The sequence below is a fragment of the Pseudomonas sp. 8AS genome, assembly GCF_902506505.1.
Classification (GTDB): Bacteria; Pseudomonadota; Gammaproteobacteria; order Pseudomonadales; family Pseudomonadaceae; genus Aquipseudomonas.
Map to the genome: position 1 here is coordinate 189,844 of NZ_LR733406.1, position 21,598 is coordinate 211,441.

Sequence of the window (21,598 nt, forward strand, 5' to 3'; positions counted from 1 at the left end):
GTTAGCTTCTGGCCAGCAGGTGTTTGATGGCGAAGTCCGCGTCGGCGGCCTGCTCGTTCAATTCATGCTGTTTGATCATGCTGTACAGCTCGATAAAGGGCGCCCCGAACACCTCGCCCATGATCGGGCAGCGCTGCAACTCCAGCAGCGCCTCGCTGAGGTCCGCCGGCAACGCGCCGCGCTCGGACACCGCAGGGCGGTCGCTGACCTCCGGGCCGGGCTCGATCTGCTGCTGCATGCCGGCCAGGCCGGCGCCGAGCATCAGCGCCAGGCTCAGGTAGGGGTTGGCATCGCCACCCGGCAGGCGGTGTTCGACGCGGCGGTTGGCTGGGTCGGAATGCGGCACGCGGAAGGCCGCGGTGCGGTTGTCATAGCCCCACTCGACGCTGGCCGGCGAGGCATCCGGGCGGTGCAGGCGCACGTAGGAGTGGGCGTAGGGCGCGAGAATCGCCATCGACGCCCGCGCCGACGCCTGCCAGCCACCGATGAAGTGCCTGAGGCGCGGATGCGGCGCGCCGTCGGCGGCGGTAAAGGGGTTGTTGCCTTCGGCGTCGGCCAGGCTGACGTGCCAGTGCAAACCGGTGCCCGGCTCGGTCAGGTAGGGCTTGGCCATGAAGGTCGCCAGGCAGCCGTGGCGGCGGGCGATCTCGCGGGCCAGGCGCTTGAATCGGAACACCGCATCGGCCTGGGCCAGCGGCTCGCCGGGGGCGAAGTTGACTTCGTACTGGCCCAGCGCCGACTCGTGGCCGTAGCCGGTGATCGGAATGTTCTGGGCCTCGCAGGCCGCCCACAGTTCATCGAAGAAGGGCGCGAAAGTGCCGGCGGTTTCCGCCGAAGCCAGGTCGTGGGAGCTTTCGATATGCGGCACCCGCGCCGACATGCCGTGGGCCACCTGCAGGCCGCCATCGGCGGCGCGCTGCGGATGAACCAGGAAGAACTCCAGCTCCGGCGCCACCTTGGCGCGGTAGCCGGCAGCCTTGAGACGGGCCAGGGTGCGCTTGAGCAACTGGCGGGTGGACAGCTCGGCGACCTCGTACTGGCAGTGGCCATCGGCCGCGGTGAAGCTCGCCTCGATATCGCAGATCAGCGTCGCGGTCGGCACGCCGGCCAGCGGGTCACGCACCAGGGTGCGCCAGTCCGGGCGCATGGCCATGTCCGGGAACATCGGCGGGAAGATGCGCTTGAACACTTCCGGCGGCTCGCCACCGGTCACGGTCAGGCCGAGAAACAGCGAGGGCATCTTCGCCCCCAGGGTCTCGGCAAAGCTGGCGCGGCTGAGGATCTTGCCGCGCGCCACGCTGGTCAGGTCGGCGAAGACCAGCTCGACCCGCTGGATATCGTTGGCCTCCAGCCAGGCCAGGGCCTCGCCGGCGGTGGAAAACTCTGGATACATGGAAAACCTCGAAATCTGCTCGCAGCCCGAATGCTGCCCTATGGGGTGTTCAGTCGCTCGCCCGGCGCTCAGCCGCAACCGTCCGCCTCGCGCGGAGCGAGTGCGACACAGGGCACGCCGACCCAGCTCAGGGCGGCGACCCACTCGTCGGTGCGATGCTCCACCGTGTGGCGGCGCAGCAGGGCGGACAATTCGTCCTTGTGCCGATAACGGGCGCGCTGGCTGGCGAAACGCGGGTCCTGCGTCCACTGCTGATGACCGGCCAGCGCGCACAGCTCGGCAAACTGGTGGTCATTGCTCACCGCGAGAAAGAACGCCCCGTCGGCGCTCGGGAAGATATGGCAAGGTGCCGGCTTGGCCACCCTGCCCATTGCCCCGCGAACGAGTACCTCGGACATCATCCCCCCAATCGAAGTCTGCATGCAGAGTGTCCGGGCAACCCCGGGGGTTGATACGACAGCGGGCGGGTAGCCTGGCCACCCGCCCGCCTGGTTGTTGTGCCGCGATCAGTAGAAGGCTTGCAGGCCGGTCTGCGCGCGGCCGAGGATCAGCGCATGGACGTCGTGGGTACCTTCGTAGGTGTTGACCACTTCCAGGTTGACCAGGTGGCGAGCCACCCCGTACTCGTCGCTGATGCCGTTGCCGCCGAGCATGTCGCGGGCCATGCGGGCGATTTCCAGGGACTTGCCGCAGCTGTTGCGCTTCATGATCGAGGTGATTTCCACCGCGGCGGTGCCTTCGTCCTTCATGCGGCCCAGGCGCAGGCAGCCTTGCAGGGCCAGGGTGATTTCGGTCTGCATGTCGGCCAGCTTCTTCTGGATCAGCTGGGTCTGCGCCAGCGGGCGGCCGAACTGCTTGCGGTCCAGGGTGTACTGGCGGGCGGTGTGCCAGCAGTCTTCGGCGGCGCCCAGGGCACCCCAGCTGATGCCGTAGCGGGCCGAGTTGAGGCAGGTGAACGGACCTTTCAGGCCGCGTACATCGGGGAAGGCGTTTTCTTCCGGGCAGAACACGTTGTCCATGACGATTTCGCCGGTGATCGAGGCGCGCAGGCCGACCTTGCCGTGGATCGCCGGGGCGGACAGACCTTCCCAGCCCTTCTCCAGGACGAAGCCGCGGATCTCGCCGGCGTCATCCTTGGCCCAGACCACGAACACGTCGGCGATCGGGCTGTTGGTGATCCACATCTTGGCGCCGGTCAGGCGGTAGCCGCCGTCGACCTTCCTGGCGCGGGTGATCATCGAGCCCGGGTCGGAACCGTGGTCCGGCTCGGTCAGGCCGAAGCAGCCGATGTATTCGCCGCTGGCCAGCTTGGGCAGGTACTTCTGCTTGGTCGCCTCGTTGCCGAACTCGTTGATCGGCACCATCACCAGGGAGGACTGCACGCTCATCATCGAGCGGTAGCCGGAGTCGATGCGCTCCACTTCGCGGGCGATCAGGCCGTAGCACACGTAGTTGAGGCCGCTGCCACCGTAGATTTCCGGGATGGTGGCGCCGAGCAGGCCGGTCTCGCCCATCTCGCGGAAGATCTTCGGATCGGTCTGTTCGTTGCGGAAGGCCAGTTGCACCCGCGGCTTCAGCTTGTCGGCGGCGAACTGCTGGGCGCTGTCACGCACCATGCGCTCTTCTTCAGTCAGTTGCTGATCGAGCAGCAGCGGGTCGATCCAGTTGAAGGTTGCCTTGCTGGCCATGGGGAAATCCTCGAAACATTGGCTGGAGTGCAACCGGCGCGGGGCCGGGCGATGGAAACAGACTAGGCCGGCAAATGGCTCTCGGCAACCGAGGATTTTGCACGCTGTTGTGCAATATATTCACTTCGAGATAGGCTCAAGGTGGAACTTCTACCGCTCTATAGTGAGGGTATGACATAAATGCGCCGCAAGATCCCCAGCACCGCCGCCCTGGTGGCCTTCGAGTCGGCCGCCCGCCACCAGAGTTTCACCAAGGCCGCCGACGAGCTGGCGCTGACCCAGGGCGCCGTGTGCCGGCAGATCGCCGGGCTCGAGGAGTTCCTCGGCATCGAGCTGTTCCGCCGCTCGCGCCGCGGCGTGAAGCTGACCGAGGCCGGCCTGGCCTACAGCCGCAAGGTCGCCGCGCAGCTGGATGCGGTGGAGCGCGACACCCTGGCCGTCATGGGCCAGCAGGGCGCCATGAGCATCGAGCTGGCGGTGGTGCCGACCTTCGCCACCCAGTGGCTGGTGCCGCGCCTGAAGGACTTCCAGCACCTGCACCCGGAAGTCACAGTACACCTGACCAACCGCACCCGGCCGTTCCTGTTCGCCGACACCAGCTTCGACGCCGCCATCTATTTCGGCGACGCCGACTGGTCCGGCACCGAGGCGCACTACCTGATGCCCGAGCACCCGCTGCCGGTGTGCAGCGCGGAGCTGCTGGCCGGCCGCGCCCAGTTCAGCGCCGAGGAACTGGCCGGCCTACCGCTGCTGCAGCAGACCACCCGCCCCTATGCCTGGCGCCAGTGGTTCAACGCCCAGGGCCTGAACGTGCCGCGCGACATGAGCGGGCCGCGCTACGAGCTGTTCTCCATGCTCGCCCAGGCGGCCATGCATGGCATGGGCGTGGCGCTGATCCCGCCGTTCCTGATCCAGCGCGAGCTGGCCGAAGGCCGCCTGCTGCCCGCCCATCCGCAGGCCCTGCACAGCAGCGACCGCGGCTACTACCTGATCATCCCCGAACGCAAGGTGGAATCGGCGGCCCTGCGCGCCTTCAGCGACTGGTTGTTGCAGGCGGCCCGCGACTACCAGCCGATAAACACGCTGGAAGCCTTGTAGCACTAGGGATATAGCCGTGTAGCAAGACTGTCACGGCACTACAGGTCATATTTGCCGAAAGCGCCGAAAGGCCCGTGGCTGCTGGCCCGAACGGGATTTCGCACAGTCCGTGCAAAACATTACACGCAACAGCCAAGGCGACGAGCGGTTATTCACGTTTCGAATGCCCAGGATGCCCCACAAGTGCCGCAGGCAGGGGGCCAGGCCAGGAATAGCGCGGCCTGCAGCTGGTATAAAAGTGAACGACACCCCCCATAACTTGTAGTTATAGATTTTCAAAACTCCATAAATTCTTGAAGGCCTCGCCGTTCACCTGCAAAATGCCGCGCCCCGCCCCATTCGAGCGGGTTTGTGCTGATCCGCCCTCACCCGCGTGCCATCCGCAGTGCGCCGGTCCATCAAAAAGATCACGCAGGAGAATTGAAGTGCACATCGGTGTTCCTCTCGAGACCCATGCCGGCGAGACGCGGGTAGCCGCTACTCCCGAAACCATCAAGAAGCTGATCGGCCAAGGCCATCAGGTGACTGTACAGAGCGGTGCTGGCGTGAATGCCAGCCTGCCCGACCACGTCTATGAAGTGGTCGGTGCCAATATCGGCGATGCCGCCACCGTGTTCGGTGCCGACCTGATCCTCAAGGTCCTGGCCCCGAGCGATGCCGAGCTGGCGCTGATGAAGTCCGGTGCCGTGCTGGTTGGCATGCTCAACCCGTTCTGCAACGAAACCATCGCGCGCATGGCCGCCCGTGGCATCACCGCCTTCGCCCTGGAGGCCGCGCCGCGTACCTCCCGTGCGCAGAGCCTGGACGTGCTCAGCTCGCAGGCCAACATCGCCGGCTACAAGGCCGTGATGCTCGGTGCCAACCACTACCCGCGCTTCATGCCGATGCTGATGACCGCTGCCGGTACCGTGAAGGCCGCTCGCGTGCTGATCCTCGGTGCCGGCGTCGCCGGTCTGCAGGCCATCGCCACCGCCAAGCGTCTGGGTGCGGTGATCGAGGCCTCCGACGTGCGTCCGGCGGTGAAGGAACAGATCGAATCGCTCGGCGCCAAGTTCGTCGATGTGCCGTTCGAGACCGACGAAGAGCGCGAATGCGCCCAGGGCGTTGGCGGCTATGCCCGGCCGATGCCGGCGTCGTGGATGCAGCGTCAGGCCGGGGCCGTGCACGAGCGCGCCAAGCAGGCCGACATCGTCATCACCACCGCGCTGATTCCGGGCCGCAAGGCGCCGACCCTGCTGCACGAAGCGACCGTGGAAGAGATGAAGCCGGGCTCGGTGGTCATCGACCTGGCCGCTGCCCAGGGTGGCAACTGCCCGCTGACGGTCGCCGATCAGGTCGTCGTCAAGCATGGCGTGACCATCGTCGGCTACAGCAACCTGGCGGCCCTGGTGCCGGCGGATGCTTCGGCCCTGTATGCACGCAACCTGCTGGACTTCCTCAAGCTGGTCATCGACGGCGAAGGCAAGTTCCACCTCAACCTGGAAGACGACATCGTTAGCGCGTGCCTGATGTGCCGCGATGGCAACGTCGTGCGCACCAACGGCTAAGGAGTAGAGACATGGAACTGATTTCCCCAAGCATCTACAACCTGATCATCTTCGTGCTGGCCATCTACGTGGGCTACCACGTGGTGTGGAACGTCACCCCGGCCCTGCACACCCCGCTGATGGCGGTAACCAACGCCATTTCCGCGATCGTCATCGTCGGCGCCATGCTGGCCGCCGCCCTGACCGAAACCGTGCTGGGCAAGTCCATGGGCACCCTGGCCGTGGCCCTGGCCGCGGTCAACGTGTTCGGTGGCTTCCTGGTCACCCGCCGCATGCTGGAAATGTTCAAGAAGAAGGCGCCGAAAGCGCCGGTGGAGAAGCACTGATGAGCATGAACCTGATCACCCTTCTCTACCTGGTCGCCTCGATCTGCTTCATCCAGGCGCTCAAGGGCCTGTCGCACCCGACTTCGTCGCGTCAGGGCAACCTGTTCGGCATGATCGGCATGGCCATCGCCGTGGTCACCACCGTGTTCCTGGTGTTCAAGCTGGGCTCGGAAATGACCGAAGGCGGCGCTGCCAAGGGCCTGGGCTTCGTGCTGGTCGGCCTGCTGGTCGGCGGCACCGCCGGCTCGATCATGGCCAAGCGCGTCGAGATGACCAAGATGCCGGAACTGGTCGCCTTCATGCACAGCATGATCGGTCTGGCCGCCGTGTTCATCGCCATCGCCGCCGTGGTGGAGCCGCAGTCGCTGGGTATCGTCGCGCACCTGGGCGATGCGATTCCGGCCGGTAATCGCCTGGAACTGTTCCTCGGCGCGGCCATCGGTGCCATCACCTTCTCCGGTTCGGTGATCGCCTTCGGCAAGCTGTCGGGCAAGTACAAGTTCCGCCTGTTCCAGGGCGCCCCGGTGCAGTTCAAGGGCCAGCACCTGGTCAACCTGGTGATCGGCCTGACCATCCTCGGCCTGGGCCTGGTGTACATGTTCACCGGCAACCTGCAGGCGTTCGCGGTGATGCTGGCCCTGGCCTTCATCATCGGCGTGCTGATCATCATCCCGATCGGCGGTGCCGACATGCCGGTCGTGGTGTCGATGCTCAACTCCTACTCGGGCTGGGCGGCTGCCGGTATCGGTTTCTCGCTGAACAACTCGATGCTGATCGTGGCCGGTTCGCTGGTGGGTTCGTCCGGTGCCATCCTCTCGTACATCATGTGCAAGGCGATGAACCGCTCGTTCTTCAACGTGATCCTCGGCGGTTTCGGTGGCGCGGCTGAAGCCGCCGGCCCGGCCGGTGCCCAGGAAGCTCGCCCGGTGAAGTCCGGATCAAGCGACGACGCCGCCTTCCTGCTGACCAACGCCGACACCGTGATCATCGTTCCGGGCTACGGCCTGGCGGTAGCCCGTGCCCAGCACGCGCTGATGGAGCTGGCCGAGAAGCTGACTCACCGCGGCGTCACCGTGAAGTACGCGATCCACCCGGTTGCCGGTCGTATGCCTGGCCACATGAACGTTCTGCTGGCCGAGGCCGAGGTGCCTTACGAGCAGGTGTTCGAGATGGAAGACATCAACTCCGAGTTCGGCCAGGCCGACGTGGTGCTGGTGCTGGGCGCCAACGACGTGGTCAACCCGGCCGCGAAGAACGATCCGAAGTCGCCGATCGCCGGCATGCCGATCCTCGAGGCCTACAAAGCCAAGACCGTGATCGTCAACAAGCGCTCGATGGCCAGCGGCTACGCCGGCCTGGACAACGAACTGTTCTACCTGGACAAGACCATGATGGTCTTCGGCGACGCCAAGAAAGTCATCGAAGACATGGTCAAGGCCGTCGACTAAGACGCCTTGTTCCAGCAACGAAAAACCCGGCCTCGAGCCGGGTTTTTTGTTTCCCCCGGCAGCACAGCCGGCGCCTGGCGCGAGCGGTACAGTTGCTCAGGAAGGCAAACTGCTGCAGCACAATTGCATCCGGCTGTGACTACAACGGCCACCCGCCAACCCCCACCATGGACTGCCATAACCCCCACACCCGTGGGAAGGACGCATCGCCATGGAACGCTCACTGCCCCGTACCCAGCCCGCCGAATTTACCAACCGCCCCACGCCGGCCGCCTGGCTGCTGCGCCTGTTCACCGCCCTGCTACTCTGGCAACAGCGGGCCCGCACCCGCCGCCAGCTGGTCCAGCTGGATGAACGCCTGCTGGCCGACGCCGGCATCTCCGCGGCCGAGCGCAACGCCGAGCTGGGCAAGCCGTTCTGGCGCTGAACGCGCCCGCAAGCTGCCCGGCAGCGGACAACGTAGCTACCTGCCGATGAGCCGCAACCGGTCCCGACCATCCTCGCCAGTGAGGGCAGCTAAACGCGAGCTGCGCGTGATCATCTTCGCGGCAGCGGGTCATCAGGCTTGAACTGCTACCGGCTAATTTCGTCCAATAGGCCAATTCCACGCTTACCCGGAGTTGCCATGCGTAACCTGCTGCCCGCCATCCTCGCCACCACCCTCTGCCTGGGCGCCGCCAGCACCCAAGCCCAGACCCTGGTGGCCACCAGCAACATCGTCATCCGCGCGCTGGAGCGCAGCTTCGACTTCACCTCCGACACCACCACCTCGATCCGCGACATGAAGATCGTGCGCGCGGCCCGGGACGACGCCGCCAGCTTCGTCGCCAGCGCAGGCGAGATCCGCGGCGTAGAGCTGGAAGCCGCGCTCGCCACCCTGCGCGAACGCCTGCCGGAAGCCCGCGGCGCCTCCGACCAGGAACTCGCCGAAGCCATCCTCGCCCTGTGAGGGCAACCGCCGTGCGCTGGCTGCCGGCCCTGCTGCTGGCAACCGCCACGGCGGCGCAGGCCGAACTGCGCCTGCAGCTGGACACCGACGGGCTCAACCGCGCCGAACGCCAGCTCAGCCAGCAGCTGATCGACGAGGCCCGGAGCGCCCTGCCGCCCAGCTTTATCCAGCGCCTCGATCGTCGGGTGCGGGTGCGCTGGGAGGACGATCTGCCGGCCAACGCCTACGGGCGCATCACCCGCCTCGACTCGCTGACCCTCAATGCCAGCCTGCTGCCGCGCCTGCTCGACCCGCAACAGGCCGGCGTGCCGAGCGGCCGGCCGCACGGCGACCTGCGCCGCGAAGTGCTCGCCACCATCGTCCATGAGCTGACCCATCTGTATGACCGCGCGCGCCTGTGGCCGGCTGCCGAAAAGAACCTGCTGCAACGCTGCCAGGCCCGTGTCGCCAGCAGCGGCGCGGTCGGCCTGGCAGATGAATGCCGCGGCCAGGATGCGCGACGCTTCACCCTCAGCGACGACCCGCGCCTGCTCGACCTGGCCGGCTGGCAGCAGGCGGTCGGCAAGCGCGGCGAGCGCGAGCAGGACAACGGGCAGAACAGCCGCAGTCCCGATCTGTACGAGCTGAGCAACCCGCGCGAGTTCGTCGCGGTGAATCTCGAGTACTTCCTCCTCGACCCGAGCTACGCCTGCCGCCGGCCGGCCCTGCAACGCTACTTCGCCGCGCATTTCGCCTGGGCGCCGAACCAGCAGCAGCCCTGCGCCGCCGGCTATGCCTACCTCAACGCCGGCCGCGACTTCGCCCGCCAGCCCCTCGGCCAGCTCGACCCGGAGCGGGTCTATGAAGTGGACTATCTGCTCGCCGAGCCCAACCAGCAGTGGGCCAGTCGCTGGGGCCACAGCATGCTGCGCCTGGTGATCTGCGCACCGGGGCGGCCGCGCGGCCCGGACTGCCGGCTGGACCTGCAGGAACACCTGGTACTGTCCTACCGCGCCTTCGTCGGCGACGTGCAGCTGTCCAGCTGGGACGGCCTGACCGGCGCCTATCCTTCGCGCCTGTTCGTCCTGCCGCTGGCCCAGGTGATCGAGGAATACACCAAGGTCGAGCTGCGCGGCCTGGCCTCGGTACCGCTCAAGCTTTCGCGCAGCGAGCTGGAGCAACTGGTCGAACGCGCCGCCGAGCTGCACTGGAGCTACGACGGCGACTACTGGTTCCTGTCCAACAACTGCGCGGTGGAAACCCTCAAGCTGCTGCGCAGCGGCAGCGGCCGCGACGAGCTGCAGGCCCTCGACAGCATCATGCCCAACGGCCTGCTGGACATCCTCGCCGGCCGCGGCCTGGCCGACCGCAGCGTGCTGGCCGACCCGCGCGAGGCGCTGCGCCTGGGCTACCGTTTCGACTCCTTCCGCGAGCGCTACCAGGCCATGTTCGCCGTGCTGCGCGAACAGCTGCCGGTGCCGCAGGAGCAGGTCGAGGACTGGCTGCAGCTGCCGGCCGAGCAGCGCCGCCGCTGGTTCGCCCGCGCCGACCTGCGCACCAGCGCGGCCCTGCTGCTGCTCGAACAGGCCGCCCTGCGCCGCCAGCTGCTGCTGGCCCAGGACGACCTCAAGCAGCGCTACCTCAAGGCCCGCGAGCAGCACCAGCCCGGTTTCGGCGAAGCCGACAACACGCTGCGCCAGATCCTCGCCAACAGCGGCTTCCTCAGTCGCCCGGCGGAATTGCTCGACGCCGGCTACGGCCTGCCGCAAGAAGGCGAATGGCAGCGCCTGGAGCAGGAAAGCACGACGCGCCAGCAGACCCTGCGCCAGCTCAGCGACGACCTCGACCGCGAAGTGCGGCGCCTGCTCGAACCCCGGCGCCTGGCCGAACTGGAAGCCGGCGAGGCCAACCTCAAGCAGCTCGGCACGCACCTGCGCGACCTGCACAAGGCCGGCGGCGGGCTGGTGTTGCCCTGATCGTCAGGGGATGGATTCCTCGTCTTCCTGCGGCAACTGCGGGTCCAGTTGCAACCAGGGCAGCCGGTTCTTCACCCAGATATGCCGCTGCGCCGGCGCCCGCTCCGGGTGATCCAGGCTGGCCACGGTGATATCCAGGCTGTCCGGGCTGAGCGTGGTAAACAACGTCAGGTGACAGCCACAGTGGCCACAGAAATAGCGCGTGCAACTGGGCGAAGAGGCGTAGGCCACCGGCTCACCGCTGCTCCAGCGAAAGCTCTGTGCCGGCACCGTCAGCCAGGTGGTGACGATGCCGCCACTGGTGCGCCGGCAGATCGAACAGTGGCAGTGGGCGATATCCCGCAGTGGCGCAGCGAAGGTGTAGCGCAGCCGGCCGCAGTGGCAGCCGCCGGTGTGAGTGTCGGCCATGTTCGCTCTCCCGGAGTCGTTCACACACCCTAGCCTGAGCGCCGGCTTTTGCCCAAGATGACGGCTCGAACGAAGGAAGCCGCCGTGACCACCCTCCTTTACAGCCTCTGGCCCCTGTTTGCCCTGATCCTCGGCGGCCTCGCCCTGCGCCGCTGGGACTTCCCCGGCGAAGCCTTCTGGCCGGCCGCCGAGCGCCTCAACTACTTCATCCTGTTCCCGGCCCTGCTGTTCAGCAGCCTGGCCACTGCGCCGCTGGACAACCCGGCGCTGCCGCGCCTGGCCCTGGCCGTGCTACTCGGCCTCGGTAGCGCCTGGCTGGCCCTGCTGCTGATCCGCCGCCTGCGCGGCTGGCCGGCGGCACGCTTCGGTGCCTTCAGCCAGGGCATCCTGCGCTTCAATACCTACCTCGGCCTGGCCGTGGTCGGCAGCCTGCACGGCCAGACCGGCCTGGTGCTGGCGGCGCTGCTGCTGGCGCTGATGGTGCCGGCGGTGAACGTGCTGTCGGTCTGGTCGCTCACCGCCGAACGCGGCGTCAGCCTGCGCAGCCTGCTCCTGCCGGTGCTGAAAAACCCGCTGATCCTCGCCTGCCTGGCCGGGATACTGGTCAACCTGGCCGGCATCGGCCTGCCCGGCGGTAGTGATCGCCTGCTCGGCCTGCTGGCCGCCGCCAGTCTGCCGCTGGGCCTGCTCTGCGTCGGCGCTGCGCTGCGCCCGCAGGAACTGGCCGGAGAACGAGCATCCCTGCTCTGCAACTGTGGCCTGCGCCTGCTGGGCATGCCGTTGCTGGCCCTGGCGGTAGCGCACCTGTTGCAGCTGCCGGCGCTGGAAAGCGCGGTGCTGGTGCTGTTCTTCGCCCTGCCCACGGCGCCCACCGCCTATGTGCTGACCCGCCAGCTGGGTGGCGACGGCCAACTGATGGCGGGCCTGATCACCCTGCAGACCCTGTTGTCCGGCCTCAGCCTGTTCGGCGTGCTGGCCCTGCTGCCGCGCTGAACGGTCGGTCGGCGAAAGCCCGCTGAAAGCTTCGCCCCTTAGCATCGCCCCACTACCGGCACAGACCGGTTCGTCCGGCTGCGCGCCTGCGCGCGGCAGCCGGCCAACCCCGACAACAACAAGATGGGTGATTGCCATGCCTCGCTCCTGCCGCCACTCCGGCCGCTCCACGCCTGCCCTCCGCTCGCCGCACCCCGTGCGCTGATCCCAGCGCCCCTCGCCCAGCCCCGACCGGAGATACTCCCATGCTGACTATTCTCGGCTTCGCCATGGTCATGACCTTCATGTACCTGATCATGAGCAAGCGCCTGTCCGCCCTGATCGCCCTGATCATCATCCCCATCGCCTTCGCCCTGCTCGGCGGCTTCGCCAGCGGCATCGGCCCGATGATGCTGGAAGGCATCGGCAAGCTCGCCCCCACCGGGGTGATGCTGATGTTCGCCATCCTCTACTTCGCCCTGATGATCGACTCCGGCCTGTTCGACCCGGCCGTGCGCAAGATCCTCCAGCTGGTCAAGGGCGACCCGCTGAAGGTGTCCATGGGCACCGCCGCCCTGGCCCTGATCGTCTCCCTCGATGGCGACGGCGCCACCACCTACATGATCTGCGTCGCCGCCATGCTGCCGCTGTACAGCCGCCTGGGCATGAGCCCGCTGATCATGGCCGGGCTGATCATCCTCGCCGGCGGGATCATGAACATGACCCCCTGGGGCGGGCCCACCGCCCGCGCCGCCAGCGCCCTGCAGGTCGACCCGTCGCACATCTTCGTGCCGATGATCCCGGCCATGCTGGTCGGCTGCCTGGCCCTGTTCGGCGTCGCCTGGCTGTACGGCAAGCGCGAGCGCGCGCGCCTCGGCGTGCTGCACCTGCCGGACGACCAGGAAAAGCACGCCGAGATCAGCGTGTCGCAGTACCCCGAGGCGCGCCGGCCCAGGCTGCTGTGGATCAACGGCGCGCTGACCGCGACCCTGATGGCCACCCTGATCGCCGGCCTGCTGCCGCTGCCGGTGCTGTTCATGATCGCCTTCAGCCTGGCCATGATCATCAACTACCCCTGCCTGCAGCAGCAGAAGGAACGCGTCGCCGCCCACGCCGGCAACGTCCTGGCGGTGGTCGGGCTGATCTTCGCCGCCGGCATCTTCACCGGCATCCTGTCCGGCACCGGCATGGTCGAAGCCATGTCGAAGAGCCTGCTGGACGTCATCCCGCCATCGATGGGGCCGTACCTGGCGGTGATCACCGCCCTGGTGAGCATGCCCTTCACCTTCTTCATGTCCAACGATGCCTTCTACTACGGCGTGCTGCCGGTACTGGCCGAGGCCGCCAGCCACTACGGCATCAGCCCGGTGGAAATGGCCCGCGCCTCGATCGTCGGCCAGCCGGTGCACCTGCTCAGCCCGCTGGTGCCGTCCACCTACCTGCTGGTCGGCCTGGCCAAGGTCGAGTTCGGCGACCACCAGCGCTTCACCCTCAAGTGGGCGGTGCTGATCTGCCTGGCCATCCTCCTGGCCGCCCTGCTGCTGGGCGTGTTCCCGCTGTTCGGCGGGTGAAGGCCGCAAGCTCCGGAAAATTCCCGCAAAGCCGGCTAGAATCGCCGCGCAAAGCCGGCGCACGGCGCCGCCCGACTCGTTGAATAGCAAGGAATAGATATGGAATGGCTGACCAACCCGGAAATCTGGGTTGCCTTCTTCACCCTGACGGTCCTGGAGATCGTCCTGGGCATCGACAACATCATCATGATCGCCATCCTGGTCGGGCGCATGCCGCCGCACATGCAGGCCAAGACCCGCTTCTTCGGCCTGGCCCTGGCCATGGTCACGCGCATCCTGCTGCTGCTGTCGATCACCTGGGTCATGCGCCTGACCGCCGACCTGTTCAGCGTCATGGGCCAGGGCATCTCCGGGCGTGACCTGATCCTGTTCTTCGGCGGCCTGTTCCTCCTGTGGAAGAGCAGCAGCGAGATCTACCAGGGCCTGGAAGGCGAGGACGAAACCGCCGGCGAGCCGAAGAGCATGATGGGCGGCTTCGTCGGCACCATCATCCAGATCGCCATCATCGACATCGTGTTCAGCCTGGACTCGGTGATCACCGCCGTGGGCATGGTCTCCAACGTGCCGGTGATGGTCGCCGCCATCGTCGTCGCCGTGCTGGTGATGATGGTCGCCGCCGGCACCATCAGCGACTTCATCGACAAGCACCCGTCGCTGAAGATGCTGGCGCTGTCGTTCCTCATCGTGGTCGGCACCGTGCTGATCGCCGAAGCCTTCGAGATCCATGTGCCGAAGGGCTACGTCTACTTCGCCATGGCCTTCTCCCTGGCGGTCGAGGCGATCAACATCCGCATGCGCACCGCCCGCGGACGCAAGGAAGAGCCGGTCAGGCTGCGCAAGGATATTCCGGGGCAGTAAGCCGCAATTTCGTAAACAAGAACGGGGCCGCGAGGCCCCGTTTTTTTGCCCATGGCCCGGCCAACTACGTGCCGCCTTGTCGTACAAGCGGCTTCAACCGCGAGCGCTGCGGACCACTGCTCACCGCCAAAGGCCCAAGCACTAGTCCCGCCACACGGGCATGGTCATGCTGGCTGCTCCCGACATTTCCGAACGACCCGGCAGCTCGCCTGGTTAAGCGGCTGATTTCTCGCAAATTTGACGTTTTTTTATTGGCGCCATTGAAGTGCCACTATGGCTGTGATGAAATCCCCCGACACCGCAATAAGCCACGTATGGCTGTGCTGGCTTCAGGGATGAACCTCATCGATACCCCGCTCTTCGCGGTTGCCCTGAAGCTCTGCCGTCAGCATCAGGAGCAAGTCTTTTGACCCCCAGCAGTTCTCGCCTATTCCGCACCAGCGCCCTGGCCCTTGCCATTAGCCTGGGTACCAGCAGCTGCGCCACCGTCGACAATACCTTGGGTAACTCCAGCGGCGGCGCTGCCTGCGCCATGGGCGCGGTGGCCGGGGCCATTCTCGTCGGCGGCCTGGCGGTTGCCGCCGGCAAAGATCTCAGCAAGGGCGCGGCGATAGGTGCCGCGGCGGGCTGCGGCCTGACCTACCTGTATCAGCAGCGTGTGAAGCGTCTGCAGGCCATCGCCAAGGAAGAAGGCCTGGCGATGCAGGTCACCGAGCTGACAGCCACAGCACCGGCCGGCACCGGACAAGCTGCCGGGAAAGTAGAAACTGTAGGTATTGAGGCGCAGATCCAAGACAGCTCGATGTTTAACGTCAGCTCAGCTTCGATCACCCCCGATGGCCAGCGCCAATTGCGCAAGATCGCAATGGCACTTGCTGAAGGCCAGAAAGACGCAAAAGCCATTAGCAAGAAAATTCTGGTAGTCGGTCACACTGACGCTACAGGTAGTGCCGCATTCAACCAGAATCTGTCCGAGCAACGTGCTCGTGCCGTCGGCCAGATCCTTGCTGATGTAGGCATCCCGGCCAGCAGCATCTACTACCAAGGGGCCGGCGCCTCTCGCCCAGTGGCTGACAACAGCACTGAAGATGGCCGCGCCAAGAACCGCCGCGTCGAAATGAGCGAAGTAGACAGCCAGCAGCTGCTCGTTGAGCGCGTGCGCGTCGAGCGCAGCAACCCTAAGTACCTGAGCCACGGTACCGCAAGCAAACCGAAAGGCAGCGCAAAGAGCACCAAGGCGAGCAAGCCGGCAACCCAGCAGCCAAGTGCCAAACTACCAAACGATTCCGGGGTGGACGAGCCCAAGGTGTTTGATACGCCATCGAGCCAGGTTGCCACTGTCCCGCTCGATGGTAAGGGCGGCATCGATTTCGGCGGCAACCCGGTCGTTAGCACCGCCTCTGTGCTGGCACAGGGCATCGCGCCGAAAACATCGAGCTTCAGCTTCATTACCCCGGCCTACGCTTCGGCCCCGCTCAGTTCATGTGTTGACGACATGCCGCGCGTCGAGGGGCAGGTGAAGAACCTCGAAACCGGCCAGGCACTTAGCGAGGCCGCCACGATCGACTACATGCCAGGGTTGAACGGTCGCATCTGGGCGAAACCGGTCAATGGCCATGTTGCCATGGTCGGCCCGGTCTCGATCCTCAAAGAAGAAGCAAAGGTGGCCCAGGCTCCTTTCATGCAGTTCATCACCAACTACCAGACCGGCGCAAAGAAGCAGACGGCCCAGTTCAGCGGCTCGGCCAACACCTACGAGGGTGAGGACAAAGTCCTATACCGCGTATTTGCCAACGATCCAGGCAAATCACCGGTGTCTTGCATGGACATTGTGTTCGACAAGCGCTCCGGTCAGGCCGTGGCCGGTGAAATTTACTACCCGAAAAAGGGCGATGCTTACGTCGCTCAATTCCAGCCTGTTCGCCGATAATCATAGGAACCCGCCATGCTCGACACCATTCGGATGTTCTTGATTGCCTACTGGTACATCATCGTTCCCATCATCACCCTGCTGTTCCTGGCCATTCCGGTCATCGTGTACTGGAGCGAGGTGCGTTATTGGCTGATGAAAGTCCGCCTGCACTTTCCGCTGGCGGGGCGCATCCGCTACTGGGTCAAACACCCGGGCGACAAGGATCGGCTGTCCGGCTTCCTCGCTTCCGAAAGCGAGCTGTGCTCCTTCTACGACGCGCACCACAAGAACCACGAGGTGGATACCGATTTCTTCAAGAAGTGCCAGGACTATCTGGCCAAGATCAACGAAGACGGCCGCAAAGAGAAAGGCCTGGGCATCTGGGCACTGATCATCATTCTGATGGTGATCGAAGCCACCGCCTTCGGTTATGCCCTGGCGCCGTTTGCCCTGACGCTGGCTACGCCAAACACCGCGCTGGCTGGCGCATTCGCCATCGGCCTGGTGATCTCGATCATCGGCCTGATTCTGTCCGAGTTCGCCGGTCGCTCGTTCTACAAAAACGCCGTGGTCGGCCACGTCATGTCGTTCGAAGAGATTCGTGCCAGCGGCAGCGATGGCGACATGGTGAAGAAAGACATCATCCATATCGACAACACCTACGATGACAACCATCGTCCCGAGTATCAGCAGATGCTCAACCGCGTGAAAGTGCCGAAGAATGGCGCCATGCCGGCCAAGCGTTTTGGCGTAATCGTAGCCTATGGCATCTTCATCCTGGGTCTAGCCGTGGCCGCGTTCTGGGTGCGTACCGAGACCCTGAACGCGCAGGAAGCCGACCTGATCGCCAACCCGCCGGCGGTCAGCCAGGCGGCCGACGACTTCCCGGTTGCCGAAGAGGACTTTCCGATCACCGAGGAAATGGCTGCCATCGGTCAGGCCGCCGCCGGCAAGAGCGCGCAAGACCAGATCGACGCCCTGCACCGCGCCTCCCTGGTGACCTTCGCGGTCCTTAGCGGCCTGTTCATCTTCATTCAGGCAAGCTCGACCTATCTAGCGTTCATCTTCGGTTTCGCCGGAACCAAATCGCGCGAAGCTTGGGAGAAAACCCACAAATTCGCCAACGCCGACGAGTTCAAACGCCACCACGACGCCAAGGCGCGCTCGATTGCGGTGGATGCGCAAAATTCCCTGGGTACCCTGCAAGCCGCCCAGCACAAGATCTTCCGCGTATCCGGCACAGGTAAAGAAACGCTCGAGCAGGATCGATTGGCGCGCACCTTCGAGAACTACCTGCGCCACGAGCGCACGAAGAAGGTCGGCGATGCGACGTCCAAGCTGATGGAGAGCTACGTCAACAAGGTTATCGACAAGGCCCAGGCAGCCATCACCGATGGCAATACAGCAGGCGGGGCGAAGATCATCGCCGAGGCCGCCGCCACATTCGCCCAGATCGATGCGAGCGATCCGACTCTGGGGCCGCTAAAGCAGAAATTCGAGGGGATGCAACGCATGTTTGCCCCCGCACCCACCGCACCCGCGGTTACCGCCGCCGCGCAGGTAGAGCCAGTAACGCCGGCTCCGGCACTTGGTGCCGAACCCATCCCCGTACTGGTCGCAGCTCCAGCGCCGGCTCAGGCCACCACTAAGTTCGACCACAATGCCTGGGGCGATCTGACCGACTACCACGAGGATGACCTCGACTACGTTGCCAGTAAGCAAGGCGTCGAGCTGGCGCAAATTCAGCGTGCCCGCCGCCTGCAACTGCTCGATAAACAGGGGGCCTGATGAAACTGCAGAGCCTGCTCATCGCTCTGGCTCTTGCGCCCGCTGCCTTGGTGGCAGCGGAGCGCAACGATGTTCCAAGCTGCTACGCCGCGTCGAAGACCGCTGAGTTCCGCAGCGCACCATCGGGGCGGATGCTGACAGTGGTCGTCGACCAAACCACACCGCTGACCACTGAGCTGCAGAAAACCGCCTGGGGCCACATAAAGCGTTTCATGAACCCCGGCGACAAATTGCGCCTGTACAGTTTCAGCGCCTACCTGGAAGGCCACTACACACGCTTGCAATTCGCTGGCGAGCTGGAAAGCCCACTAGACCCAGCTGTGATTGGCGACGTGCCGATGATGGCAGCGCGCAAGCTGGATGGCTGCCTGAAAGGGCAACCCAGCGTGCTATTCCAGCGCTTCGGCAAAGCCTTCGCCAACGCGATGGGTAAGTCGAACTCCGAGATCCCGCGCAGCGAGATCCTGTTCAGCCTGAAGGCAATCAGTGAAGACATCAAAGGGGCCGGAGACGTCAACGAGCAGGTCATCCTGCTGATGTCCGACATGCTGGAATACAGCGACTTTGGCAGTTTCTATGCGTCGAACCGGATTCGCGATATCGACCCGAACGTGGAGTTGGCCAAGGTGCGGAAGCAGAACCTGATTCCGGACTTCGCCGGCGCGCGCGTCTATGTCCACGGTGCTGCGTTTATCCCGACTGACACGAAGACCGGCTACCGCAGCGGCAAGATGATTCAGGATCTGGAAAGCTTTTGGAGTGCCTACTTCGAGAACTCGAATGCCCAACTGCTTGGTTTCGGCAATCCCGAGCTGACGGCAGTGGTCGAGTAAAAAGCAGCACTCATAATCAAATCCGCGACACCCCCACACTCAGGTTGCGAGTTGAATTGATCGCGGCCTCATAAGCAAAACTGCATAAAAGGAAATATGTTTTGAAAAATAAGATCATCACTACCGCCGCCATTCTCTCGGCTGCCATTCTCAGCGGCTGTGCCGGTATGAAGAACGCGTCCACCCCACTGGACTATACAACTGGCACCTATGTGCCAGAAGAAAAACTAAGCACTTTCACCCCAGGTAAAACGACTCAGGACCAAGTTGTGGTGGCCATTGGCCATCCGAGCCAGCGCAATGAAGTGTTGGGCAAGGAAGTGTGGACTTACACCTATACCAAAATTGCTGGAGTTCCTTTTGTAGGTACCAACAAATTCGAAAACACCGTATTCGAATGGAATAGCAAAGGCGCTTTGCTCAAAACTTACAAATCCAGCGGTACTCCTGGGCAGAGTGGCAATCCGCTGCTGAATGCAGCCGGCATGTAATTCCAATGTTGCAGGGTGCCAGTGCACGGGCACCCTACAACCGCCACACATCAAAATAGATACCCCTGCCTCTCAATACCTATACACAGCACAAGGAATGCACCATGAAAGGCAAGATCCTCGACTTCAACAGCGACAGCCGCAGCGGCATCATCAGCGCCGACGACGGCAACCGCTACAACTTCGACGTGGCCCAGTGGAAAGGCTCGGTGCTGCCGAAAAGCGGTGCGGCCGTGGATTTCTCGGTGAATAACGGCGTGGCCGAAGCCATCTACCAGGAGCAGGCCGCCGCCGGTTCGTCCAAGAAGATCCCCGCCGCCATCCTCGCCTTCTTCCTCGGCGCCTTCGGCGCGCACAAGTTCTTCCTTGGCTACAACAAGCAAGGCGTGATCATGCTGCTGGTGTTCATCTTCGGCTTCATCCTGCTGGGGATCCCGTCGATGGTGATTGGCGTGATCGCCTTCGTCGAATTCATCATCTACCTGACCAAGTCCGACGAAGAGTTCGAGCAGACCTACGTCAACGCGGCCAAGCCCTGGTTCTAAGACCGGGCGCCGCACCCGAGCAATGAAAAACACCGGCCTGGCGCCGGTGTTTTTGTTTCGGCCTGCGCCGCGCGCAGGCGTGCCAGCGGCAGCCGGTCACTCCAGGGTGAACCACTGCACCTCGACGCGGCGGTTCTGCTCGCTGTCCTGGCCGATCGGCTCTTCCCAGCCGCGGCCGACCAGTTCGATGCGGTCGTCGGCGATGCCGGGGTGGCGGGCCAGCAGGGCTTCCTTGACCGCCAGGGTGCGCTGGCGCGACAGCTCCATGGCCTTCAGCGCCATGCTCTTGACCAGGGCCGGGCCGCCCTGGCGCTCGAAGTCGGCGACCATCGCGTTGTCCACGTGGCCGCGCAGCAGGACGATGGAACCGGGGCTGACCTGGAGGAACTTCTTGATGGTGTCCAGGTAGTCTTGGTTGGCCTTGGCCTGCTTGTCCAGCGCGGCCGAGTTGGCCTCGAAGAAGAAGCGGATGTCCTTGCTCAGCAGCGCATCGCCTTCCAGGGCCACCTTGCCGGTGGTGCGGATCGGCGCGATGGCGATGGCCTGGCCCTTGAACTGGCCGCCGGCATCGAGCGCCTTGAGGTGTTGCAGGCTGGCGAAGCGTGCCGGGTCGGCCGGGTTCTTGATCAGCGCGCCGTAGGCCAGCACCGAGGACTGGAAGATGCCCTGGAAGGAGCCGGCCGAGTCGATGCTGCCGTCGAAGAAAGCCAGGTTCTCCGGCAGGTTGCTCAGGTGCACCTTGGCCAGCTCGTCGAGGGTTTCCTGCGGAGTCCAGCCGAATGCCTGGGCGACCACGCCCGCGTGGGCCTGCGGGTCGTCGCGCAGCAGGCGGTTGCCTTCCAGCAGGCCGTGGACCAGGCCCTTGACCTTGTCCGGATGGGCCGTGGCGAAGCCCTTGTTGACCACCAGGATGTCGGCGACCACCAGCAGGTTGCGGTTGGACACCAGCATCTTCGCGGCACCCGCAGACGCGGCGACCACTTCGTCGGTGCGCGGCGACCAGCCGACGCAGCCGTTCAGGCGGCCCGCGCCCTCCAGCTCGGCGGCATAGGCATCGCAGGCGACGAAGGCGTCCTCGTAGAACACCAGGCCCAGCTCGCCCGGCGCCGGGCGGCTTTCCAGGTCGCGCAGCACCTTGACCGGCACGCCGGCCTCGGAGGCCAGGTAGCGGATGAAGAACTCGCTCTCGTTGAACTGGCTGGCGCCGAGCACCTTGCCCTTGAGCTGGTTGATGCTGGCGATGCCGCTGTCCACCACCACCTGGTCGGCGCCGCGGGAGAAGGCGATCTGCGCCGGCACCGTGACCTCGAACTGGCGGCCGAGCACGGCGAGCACGTCGGTGGTGGTCGCCACCGCAGCCAGCTGGCCGTTGTTCAGTGCCGACCATTCCTCGCTCTCGCCCTTGTTCAGGCGCACCTGGAAGCCGTACTGCTTGGCGAAGATCGAGTTCGGGTTGGGCGCCAGGCCACCGTTGGCGACGATCAGGCCGCCGTAGCCGGCGTATTCGCTGATGTCGATGTCGATGATGTTGTTCTTCATCTCGTAGGGTGCGGCCGACTGCAGCACCGGGGTGCCGCTGACCGGTTCGGCCGGCTCGGGCACTGCCGCGCCGCCGCCGAGGCTGCTCGGCAGACTGCTCAGCGGGCTGTCGCCGCCCTGCTTGAGCATGTCCTTGCTGACCAGCCAGCCGCCCAGGCCGAGCAGGCCGAGCACCAGCACTATGGTCAGCAGCTTGCCGGCGGCATTGCCGCGTTGGCGCTGGCGGAAGGGGTTCGGGTACATGACGTATCTCCCTGTCAGGGGCGGGCAATGGCCC

At 65.0% G+C, this 21,598-nt stretch carries 20 protein-coding genes; 15 read left to right on the top strand and 5 right to left on the bottom strand.

The window, feature by feature from the left end:
- Window position 1: 1 nt before the first annotated feature.
- The 3 genes from GV001_RS00835 to GV001_RS00845 form a co-directional block, all read right to left on the bottom strand.
- Window positions 2–1,393 (bottom strand): glutamine synthetase family protein, encoded by a 1,392-nt coding sequence (locus GV001_RS00835; protein WP_160077193.1) that lies wholly within the window; start codon window positions 1,391–1,393, stop codon window positions 2–4.
- Between the two features lie 68 nt (window positions 1,394–1,461).
- Complete coding sequence (locus GV001_RS00840) at window positions 1,462–1,815, bottom strand: CoA transferase (protein WP_160077195.1); 354 nt, start codon at window positions 1,813–1,815, stop codon at window positions 1,462–1,464.
- Between the two features lie 84 nt (window positions 1,816–1,899).
- Complete coding sequence (locus GV001_RS00845; RefSeq protein WP_160077197.1) at window positions 1,900–3,081, bottom strand: acyl-CoA dehydrogenase; 1,182 nt, start codon at window positions 3,079–3,081, stop codon at window positions 1,900–1,902.
- A gap of 180 nt (window positions 3,082–3,261) precedes the next feature.
- On the opposite strand from GV001_RS00845, the gene GV001_RS00850 reads away from it, so the two are divergent.
- The 7 genes from GV001_RS00850 to GV001_RS00880 all read left to right on the top strand — a co-directional run bounded on the left by GV001_RS00850 (window position 3,262) and on the right by GV001_RS00880 (window position 10,404).
- The gene (locus tag GV001_RS00850; protein WP_160077199.1) at window positions 3,262–4,179 is read left to right on the top strand and encodes a LysR family transcriptional regulator; all 918 of its coding nucleotides are present in this window, start codon (window positions 3,262–3,264) and stop codon (window positions 4,177–4,179) included.
- A gap of 425 nt (window positions 4,180–4,604) precedes the next feature.
- Entirely contained in the window at window positions 4,605–5,726 is a 1,122-nt protein-coding gene (locus tag GV001_RS00855; protein ID WP_160077201.1) for a Re/Si-specific NAD(P)(+) transhydrogenase subunit alpha, read from the top strand.
- 11 nt (window positions 5,727–5,737) lie between these two features.
- On the top strand, window positions 5,738–6,052 hold the full coding sequence (locus tag GV001_RS00860) for an NAD(P) transhydrogenase subunit alpha (RefSeq protein ID WP_160077203.1): 315 nt from the start codon (window positions 5,738–5,740) through the stop codon (window positions 6,050–6,052).
- A complete protein-coding gene (locus GV001_RS00865; protein ID WP_160077205.1) occupies window positions 6,052–7,500 on the top strand; it encodes an NAD(P)(+) transhydrogenase (Re/Si-specific) subunit beta in 1,449 nt (482 codons plus the stop codon). Before GV001_RS00860 ends, GV001_RS00865 begins: the two co-directional genes overlap by 1 nt.
- Before the next feature lie 211 nt (window positions 7,501–7,711).
- Complete coding sequence (locus GV001_RS00870) at window positions 7,712–7,927, top strand: DUF1127 domain-containing protein (protein WP_160077207.1); 216 nt, start codon at window positions 7,712–7,714, stop codon at window positions 7,925–7,927.
- Between the two features lie 198 nt (window positions 7,928–8,125).
- Window positions 8,126–8,449: a DUF2388 domain-containing protein gene (locus tag GV001_RS00875; protein WP_160077209.1), complete on the top strand. Its 324-nt coding sequence runs from the start codon at window positions 8,126–8,128 to the stop codon at window positions 8,447–8,449.
- On the top strand, window positions 8,446–10,404 hold the full coding sequence (locus tag GV001_RS00880; RefSeq protein WP_372238501.1) for a DUF4105 domain-containing protein: 1,959 nt from the start codon (window positions 8,446–8,448) through the stop codon (window positions 10,402–10,404). Before GV001_RS00875 ends, GV001_RS00880 begins: the two co-directional genes overlap by 4 nt.
- Window positions 10,405–10,407: 3 nt before the next feature.
- On the opposite strand, the gene GV001_RS00885 is transcribed toward GV001_RS00880, so the two are convergent.
- Window positions 10,408–10,812, bottom strand: a complete 405-nt coding sequence (locus tag GV001_RS00885) for a GFA family protein (protein ID WP_160077211.1) — start codon at window positions 10,810–10,812, stop codon at window positions 10,408–10,410.
- 57 nt (window positions 10,813–10,869) lie between these two features.
- On the opposite strand from GV001_RS00885, the gene GV001_RS00890 reads away from it, so the two are divergent.
- The 8 genes from GV001_RS00890 to GV001_RS00925 all read left to right on the top strand — a co-directional run bounded on the left by GV001_RS00890 (window position 10,870) and on the right by GV001_RS00925 (window position 19,782).
- Window positions 10,870–11,805 (top strand): AEC family transporter, encoded by a 936-nt coding sequence (locus GV001_RS00890; RefSeq protein WP_160077213.1) that lies wholly within the window; start codon window positions 10,870–10,872, stop codon window positions 11,803–11,805.
- A gap of 245 nt (window positions 11,806–12,050) precedes the next feature.
- Window positions 12,051–13,355 carry a CitMHS family transporter gene (locus GV001_RS00895; protein ID WP_160077215.1) on the top strand — a complete coding sequence of 435 codons (1,305 nt, stop codon included), beginning with the start codon at window positions 12,051–12,053 and terminating at the stop codon, window positions 13,353–13,355.
- Between the two features lie 99 nt (window positions 13,356–13,454).
- A complete protein-coding gene (locus GV001_RS00900; protein WP_160077217.1) occupies window positions 13,455–14,213 on the top strand; it encodes a TerC family protein in 759 nt (252 codons plus the stop codon).
- A 406-nt stretch (window positions 14,214–14,619) separates the two neighbouring features.
- Complete coding sequence (locus tag GV001_RS00905; protein WP_160077219.1) at window positions 14,620–16,143, top strand: OmpA family protein; 1,524 nt, start codon at window positions 14,620–14,622, stop codon at window positions 16,141–16,143.
- A 15-nt stretch (window positions 16,144–16,158) separates the two neighbouring features.
- Window positions 16,159–17,913 (top strand): hypothetical protein, encoded by a 1,755-nt coding sequence (locus GV001_RS00910; protein WP_160077221.1) that lies wholly within the window; start codon window positions 16,159–16,161, stop codon window positions 17,911–17,913.
- Window positions 17,913–18,746: a hypothetical protein gene (locus tag GV001_RS00915; RefSeq protein WP_256664839.1), complete on the top strand. Its 834-nt coding sequence runs from the start codon at window positions 17,913–17,915 to the stop codon at window positions 18,744–18,746. The genes GV001_RS00910 and GV001_RS00915 overlap by 1 nt, the downstream gene beginning before the upstream one ends.
- Window positions 18,747–18,847: 101 nt before the next feature.
- Window positions 18,848–19,237 carry an outer membrane protein assembly factor BamE gene (gene bamE / locus GV001_RS00920; protein WP_160077223.1) on the top strand — a complete coding sequence of 130 codons (390 nt, stop codon included), beginning with the start codon at window positions 18,848–18,850 and terminating at the stop codon, window positions 19,235–19,237.
- A 104-nt stretch (window positions 19,238–19,341) separates the two neighbouring features.
- Entirely contained in the window at window positions 19,342–19,782 is a 441-nt protein-coding gene (locus tag GV001_RS00925) for a TM2 domain-containing protein (RefSeq protein ID WP_160077225.1), read from the top strand.
- 96 nt (window positions 19,783–19,878) lie between these two features.
- Here GV001_RS00925 and GV001_RS00930 read toward each other — a convergent pair whose 3' ends face one another.
- Window positions 19,879–21,564 (bottom strand): phosphate ABC transporter substrate-binding/OmpA family protein, encoded by a 1,686-nt coding sequence (locus tag GV001_RS00930; RefSeq protein WP_160077227.1) that lies wholly within the window; start codon window positions 21,562–21,564, stop codon window positions 19,879–19,881.
- Window positions 21,565–21,598: the final 34 nt, after the last annotated feature.